Source organism: Rickettsia sp., from assembly GCF_965035265.1.
The window spans coordinates 1-6,827 of sequence record NZ_CBCDJS010000071.1; the positions used below are offsets into that span (position 1 = coordinate 1).

Here is a 6,827-nt window from a genome sequence, read left to right on the forward strand (position 1 = left end):
TTTACTATCTGCATACTCAACGTAATAAGTTTGACCGGCACAACCGCCGGCTTTAACCCCTACCCTAATGCCAAAGGTAGGCTTGGCTCGTTTTTCTATTAGTAATTTTACTTGCTTTGCAGCAGAATCGGTTAATGAAATAACATTTTTCATTTTTTACTGTTTTCTTTTTTCTGTTTGTAGTCGGCTATGGCTGCCTTTATTGCATCTTCAGCAAGGAGTGAACAATGTAATTTTACAGGCGGCAGCGACAATTCTTTTGCTATTTCAGTATTTTTAATCTTTCCGGCATCATTTATCGATCTTCCTTTAACCCATTCTGTTAGTAAAGAACTTGAAGCAATAGCTGAACCGCAACCGAATGTTTTAAATTTAGCATCCGTAATAATCCCGTCATCGTCTACCTCGATTTGTAGCTTCATAACATCACCGCAAGCAGGAGCTCCAACAAGTCCCGTACCGACGTTTTTTTTCTCTTTATCAAGTGACCCGACATTACGAGGGTTTTCATAATAATCTATCACTTTTTTGCTATAAGCCATTGTTATTCTCTAAAATTTAATTGTTAATTGTGTCTTTTACCGTTGTATATGTCATTCCCGCGAAGGCGGGAATCCAAAAAAAGCATAAACGCAGCAAGTTTTAAAAATTGAAAGCTCGACTTATCTCGCTTTATACTGGATTCCCGCCTTCGCGGGAATGACATAGAAGCTACACAGAAATGACATTAATTAATGTACAGCCCATTTAATCTTCTTTAAATCAATCCCCTCTTGCATCATTTCCCAAAGAGGACTTAATTCTCTTAACTTATCGATTTTTGAACATATTAAATCTACTGCGTAATCAATTTCCTGCTCGGTAGTAAATCTGCCTATGCCAAACCTAATCGAAGTATGGGCAAGCTCTTCACCGATTCCCATGGAACGTAAAACATATGACGGCTCTAAAGAGGCAGAAGTGCAAGCAGAGCCGGAAGAAACCGCTAAATCTTTAATGGCAAGAATAATTGACTCTCCCTCTACCCCGGCAAAGCTTAAATTTAGATTGCCTTTATATCTTTGATCTTTATCGCCGTTTAAATAAACTTCGGAAATTCGGATGTTTATATTGTTCAAAAACCTGTCAAACAAGTAATTTACATGCTTAGTATCTTTTTCCATCTCATTATACGCTATTTCAGCAGCCGTGCCAAGCCCTACAATTAAAGGAGTCGGCAGCGTACCTGAACGCATGCCTCTTTCCTGCCCACCACCGTTGATCAGCGGCGTAACACGTACACGAGGTTTTTTTCTTACATATAATGCACCTACTCCTTTTGGTCCATAAATTTTATGCCCTGAGATACTTGCAAGGTCAATATTAAACTCGTTAACGTCAATTGGAATTTTACCAAAACCTTGAGCAATATCGGAGTGAAAGAAAACGCCTCTTTCACGGCATATTTTCCCGATTTCTTTCAAAGGCTGGATCACGCCTATTTCATTATTAACCGCCATAACGGATACTAACATAGTTTGATCGGTAATGGCATTTTTTAGAGCCTCTAAGTCAATTATTCCATTTGATTTAACTGGTAAGTATGTGATTTTCACTCCTTCTTGTTCTAAATGTCTGCAAGCATCAAGTACGCATTTATGCTCACTTAATACAGTAATGATATGATTCTTTTTGTTACCATAAAATTTTGCTATTCCCTTTATTGCAAGGTTGTTAGACTCAGTTGCACCGGAAGTGAAAATAATTTCTTTAGCGTCTGCTCCTATTAACTTTGCTACCTTGGCTCTTGCCTCTTCAACAGCGTTTTCTGCTTCCCAGCCGAAAGAATGGCTTCGTGAATGAGGGTTACCGAACTTAGTAGTAAAATACGGCAGCATTGCTTCCATTACTCTTGGATCTATTGGAGTCGTCGCCTGATAATCCATATATATAGGCAAAATTGGACTGTTTAATTGTGAGTTCATATGGTTATAAATGTTAAATAGTTTGTTATGTTCTTCGTCATCGCGAGGAGCGGTAAAACCCACTGTGTCACCCCGTGGCTTGACCACGGGGTCCATAAAAACAATAAAAATACTAACAATGTTAGTATTTTTAACTGGATCCCGCGATCAAGTGGATGACAGAAAAAAGGGTATGGTCTATGCTGGAATGACATCATACACCTCCTCAAAAGCTTCTATAAAAGCTTCTATATCGTTTACCGTATTAGTATGACTAAGCGATACTCTAATCGAAGATTTTGCCTCTTCTTCACTCATGCCCATATTGGTTAATACGTACGATTTAGATATTTTTCCTGATGAGCAAGCAGAGCCAGAGCTTACGCAAATATTACGTAAATCAAAACCTATTAATTTCACTTGTGCATCTGTATTTTGTACAGTAAATAAAGTAGTATTAGGTAACCTAGCTACGTTATTACTAACAATATTTACGTTTGGATATTCTTTTAATTTTTTCTCTAATATTTCCTGTAAGCTTTTGATTTTTATATAATTCTCTATTATATTTTTTCTCATTAATTCAGCCGCTAAACCAAAACCTGCAATTGCTATAACATTCTCTGTACCTGAGCGCACATTTTTTTCTTGCCCACCACCGATAATTATCGGAGTAAGCTGAAAGCGAGAAGTAGAAATTAAAGCAGCTCCTCCCTGCCCACCTCCTATTTTATGTCCTGAGATTGTAGCAAAATCTAATCCTAAATCTTTGATATATGTTGGTATTTTACTAAAAGCTTGCACTAAATCACTATGAAATTTTGCCTTATATTTTTTAGCTATTTTACTTATTTCAAATATATTTTGCAGTACCCCGCTTTCATTATTAGCCATCATTATAGATACTAATTTTTTTGTAGCACTACTTTGTGACAATAATTCTTCTAGATGCTCTAGATCAAGCAAACCTTGATTATCAACTTTTATAACTTTAATATTTGGAGCATGCTTTATATGGTTATAGATCGATAAATGTTCAATAGCCGATATGAAAATATCACCGTCATAAAAATTTTTCATTATTAAATTATTACTCTCCGTTCCGGATGAAGTAAAAGTAATATTATATTCCCTAGAGGACGCCCCAAGAGCTGCAGCTAATTGAAAACGAGCTTCTTCTATAACATTCCTAGCAAATACACCTGATCTATGTATTGATGAAGGGTTAAGCTCCTTGTCCATCAAACTTATTATGAATTCCTTAACTCTAGGATTGATAGAAGTAGTAGCACTGTGGTCTAAATATATCATATATTTAAATAATACTTAGCTCTAAAGCATCTTTAATCGATATATTTTCAAAATAATCTCTAATATGCTTTCCAAGCCCTTTCCATAATTTATGCGAATTACATTTTATTGTATCAGGTACACAAGTTTTAACTGATTTTTTATAGCAGGTAGTCATTATAAAGTTTTCATTAACAGCGTCCATAATATCGGAAATTTTTATTTCTTCTAGGTTACCTATTAAAATATATCCTCCTTTAGCCCCTCTAATAGCCTTAACTAAATTAGCTTTTTTAAGCTTAGCAAATATCTGCTCTAAATAGTTAATCGATATATTTTGTTTTATGGAAATTTCATTCAAAGTAACCGGTTCGGCACGTGATTTTGAAGCCATTTCAAGTATTGCCATTACGGCATATCTTCCTTTTGTCGTCAGCATCATATGACTAACCTATTAAAACTTAAAATTGTTTTATATCTACAATACCCAAGTAATTTAGTCAAGTATATAATTATAATAATTAATGAAAAATTAGCTTGTTAATATAAAGTTTAATTGTATGAAATATAGTGGAAGTGGAAAAAAAGTATAGTACCGGACAATTTTTACTTTATATCATTCCCGCGAGGCATTGTTGTGTGGATATAAAAAAGCACTCGGTGTCATACCGTGGCTTGACCACGGTATCCAGAAAATAATAAAAATACTAATTTTTACTGGATCCCGTGAATAAATCACGGGATGACAGCGGTGAAATTGATCCACGCAACAAGACTTTCCCGCTTTCGCAGGGATGACATCGAGAGCTTTTTAAAAAATGTCTGGTGCTATAAAAAAAGGCAGAGTATTGTAAATAATTTTTATTATCCACGCCCCCTGTTTGTTGTTCTATTTTTAGCTTTAGGCTTTGAAGAAGCAGCAATATTTTTTAAATTAGTTTGATAATTTTTAATTCTCTCCATTCTTTCTTCTCTTAGTTTTTCATAATGAGTTTTAGCATTTTTTCCGAAACCTACTTTGGTTTCCATATTTTTTACAAAATCATTAACAAGTACTCGTTGATGCCCTTGAATATCGATTTGACAATTTTTATCTAAAGCACCAGGCATAGTTTCTTGTATTTTTTTTATAGCACGGTACATATCTAAGGCTTCAGGTTGATAATGACCGCTATTATTACTAAGGTAATCAATTTTTCCCCTATCATTTATACCAATAATACCCGCAGTTTCTGCTGGTATTCCTCCTAAAAACGAAGCATGAGTAAGATTAGGTATTGTTTTATCAGCTTCATAAACCCCTTTATGAGGAGCTATATAAATTGCTCCATCTTTTCCCATTACAAATGCTTGAACATTTTTCATACCTTTACTCTCTTTACCAGTAGTAGTTGCTACTTTTCCTCTAGCATCAAGTAAGGTTTGGGCAGAATTATTATATGATAATTGACAAGTTTTATGCTCTTCAGCACTCATTTTTAACATATTCAATTCTTCTAGATTTACTTTATGTTTACCTTGAGCTATTTCTTGAAGATAACGATCTTGCTGTACTACTTTAACTCTTACAGAATCTACTATAGCATCGTTTAATTTTCCTAATTCATGTTTTTCTGGTATTAAAGCATGCTTAAACTTATCGATTAATCTATTCCAATTATCTCTAGCTCTAGTTTTTGGGTCTCTAAAAGGTGTATTAATATTTCTTCCGGCGTCTCCGACTAAATAAACTTTATTATCTTTTTGGACTAAGTTATCTTTGTATAAAGGCTCTCCTTCTTGATTTATAAGTTGACCTTTTCTTTCAATAGCAGCTAATTGACCATCCTTATAAAGGATAATTTTTTCATTATTTAATCCAAGCTTTGAATTAATTTGTATTTTACCTTGATGATTTAAATTACCAATACCGATACCATCAATATCCGCAATTTGAATATCTCTATTTTCATTCACAAATTTTCTAATTTCTTCAGGATTATTAATAAATTTACCGTTATCCTTTAATATTCCTTGTATATCGCCGGTAGTATAAGTAAATTCTTCTTTGATTATTTTTGTGTCCTTTATAAAACCTACTGCAGCAAAAATTTGTTGAAAGAAATTTAGATTTCTCTTTACTTCAACATTTTTTACTCCGGTAGCTTCTCTTTCATGAATTACTAATTGATCTGGCTTTAAGTAGCCGCCTTTATCATAAATATTAATTACTCTTCCTTTTATAAGGTTTACTTCTGTTGCTTCTTGATTTTGAGAAAATTCTTTAACTTGGGGCTCTTCTGCAAACCTTACTTTCTTTTTTTCTTTGCTCATTTGAATTACCTAAAGTTATAAATAAATAATTTTAGGTTTCATTTTAACAATAAAAACTTTTATTTTTTTAGTAATTTTTTAATAATAGGCTGTTTTTTTAGTAAATTGAGGATTTAAAATCACATATCATATGATAACCGATTTTTCTTATATATGACTCGATAGGCTCTTGTTAATTTGCCAAATGGCGATAAATACTAAACAAGTTGTAAACATTTGTAGTAGCTGTAATAATATGCTTAATTCCGGTATTAATATAATAATAACCGGTTGTAATATTATCGGAACTCCGCTTGAAAACATTACTAACCTTATAGAAGTTTGTATTGAAGTTTTAACGGTAAGTAAATTAGCTAAGCTATACACTAACAACACTACAATACTTCTCTCTAATAAGAACGTTACAAACCAAAATAATATAATAGCCGGCATACCAAAATAAATAAATAAATTTGGTGCATGTAATAAATTATCGGCAAAATACTTTTTTATTATTTCAGGAGTTAAAATTACTTCATTTTGCTTGAATATCTCAGAATAGTTAACAGTACTTGGAAAATTTTTCTTAGTATTGGCAACAATTAAATTTATCTTCAGCTTATTATCTTCAAGTACAAACGGTATTTTGCTTTTTTCTTTGTTAGAAACTTGATTTTTTGTATCAATGACGACTATTTTATTGTTATTTTTACTATATAAATATATAGGTTCTACTTCTTCAACTGAAATTTTTGAATTATTATATTTAATTTCCGGTAATTGATTAATAATATATTCAATATTATCTGTAACTTTTGATGATTGTATTCCGTTAAAGTAATCTTTTAAAGTTATTACGTAATTTAATATAAAAATGCAATAAATTATTGATGTAATAAAAGATACGGTAAATAAATATCTTATTCCATATCCTTGATAGTTTCTATATACGCCTTTATAAAACTCTATAGAGCTAATAGATAAACGTAACTGACGGAGTAATGTATTTAATCCTCCTAATATAAATGATAATAAATACATTGATCGGTTAAACTTTAAATTAAAAATACAAGCAGCAACAATATAACCTATAATTATATAAAATTGCAAATTTTTTAATAGATTATAATATTATATATAAGTTTGTTGATAAAAAATGATTTATTTACTAATATCTATATTTCCATAAATAATATTAGTTTTATATGCTACTGTTACTTCCTGAAATAACTTTGATTTTAATAGCACTTTTAGGGCAGTTTTTTGCCGTAATGGTACCAAGTAAAAATAGAATTATTTATA

At 32.0% G+C, this 6,827-nt stretch carries 7 protein-coding genes; all 7 read right to left on the reverse strand.

The window, feature by feature from the left end; genetic code table 11:
• Nucleotides 1–153, reverse strand: a 153-nt coding sequence (locus tag AC1Z7D_RS05265; protein WP_482602609.1) for an iron-sulfur cluster assembly accessory protein, incomplete at its 3' end; no start/stop codon positions are given.
• Nucleotides 150–542: a Fe-S cluster assembly scaffold IscU gene (iscU, locus tag AC1Z7D_RS05270; RefSeq protein WP_482602599.1), complete on the reverse strand. Its 393-nt coding sequence runs from the start codon at nt 540–542 to the stop codon at nt 150–152. The genes iscU and AC1Z7D_RS05265, both read right to left, overlap by 4 nt.
• Before the next feature lie 189 nt (nt 543–731).
• The gene (locus AC1Z7D_RS05275) at nt 732–1,964 is read right to left on the reverse strand and encodes an IscS subfamily cysteine desulfurase (protein WP_482602601.1); all 1,233 of its coding nucleotides are present in this window, start codon (nt 1,962–1,964) and stop codon (nt 732–734) included.
• Between the two features lie 177 nt (nt 1,965–2,141).
• Complete coding sequence (locus AC1Z7D_RS05280; protein WP_482602603.1) at nt 2,142–3,254, reverse strand: cysteine desulfurase family protein; 1,113 nt, start codon at nt 3,252–3,254, stop codon at nt 2,142–2,144.
• Between the two features lie 4 nt (nt 3,255–3,258).
• The gene (locus AC1Z7D_RS05285; protein ID WP_482602605.1) at nt 3,259–3,675 is read right to left on the reverse strand and encodes an Rrf2 family transcriptional regulator; all 417 of its coding nucleotides are present in this window, start codon (nt 3,673–3,675) and stop codon (nt 3,259–3,261) included.
• A gap of 422 nt (nt 3,676–4,097) precedes the next feature.
• The gene (locus AC1Z7D_RS05290) at nt 4,098–4,343 is read right to left on the reverse strand and encodes a hypothetical protein (RefSeq protein WP_482602611.1); all 246 of its coding nucleotides are present in this window, start codon (nt 4,341–4,343) and stop codon (nt 4,098–4,100) included.
• Nucleotides 4,344–5,693: 1,350 nt separating this feature from the next.
• Nucleotides 5,694–6,566, reverse strand: coding sequence for a DUF1189 family protein (locus AC1Z7D_RS05295; RefSeq protein ID WP_482602607.1), 873 nt, complete (start codon nt 6,564–6,566; stop codon nt 5,694–5,696).
• Between the last annotated feature and the right edge of the window lie 261 nt (nt 6,567–6,827).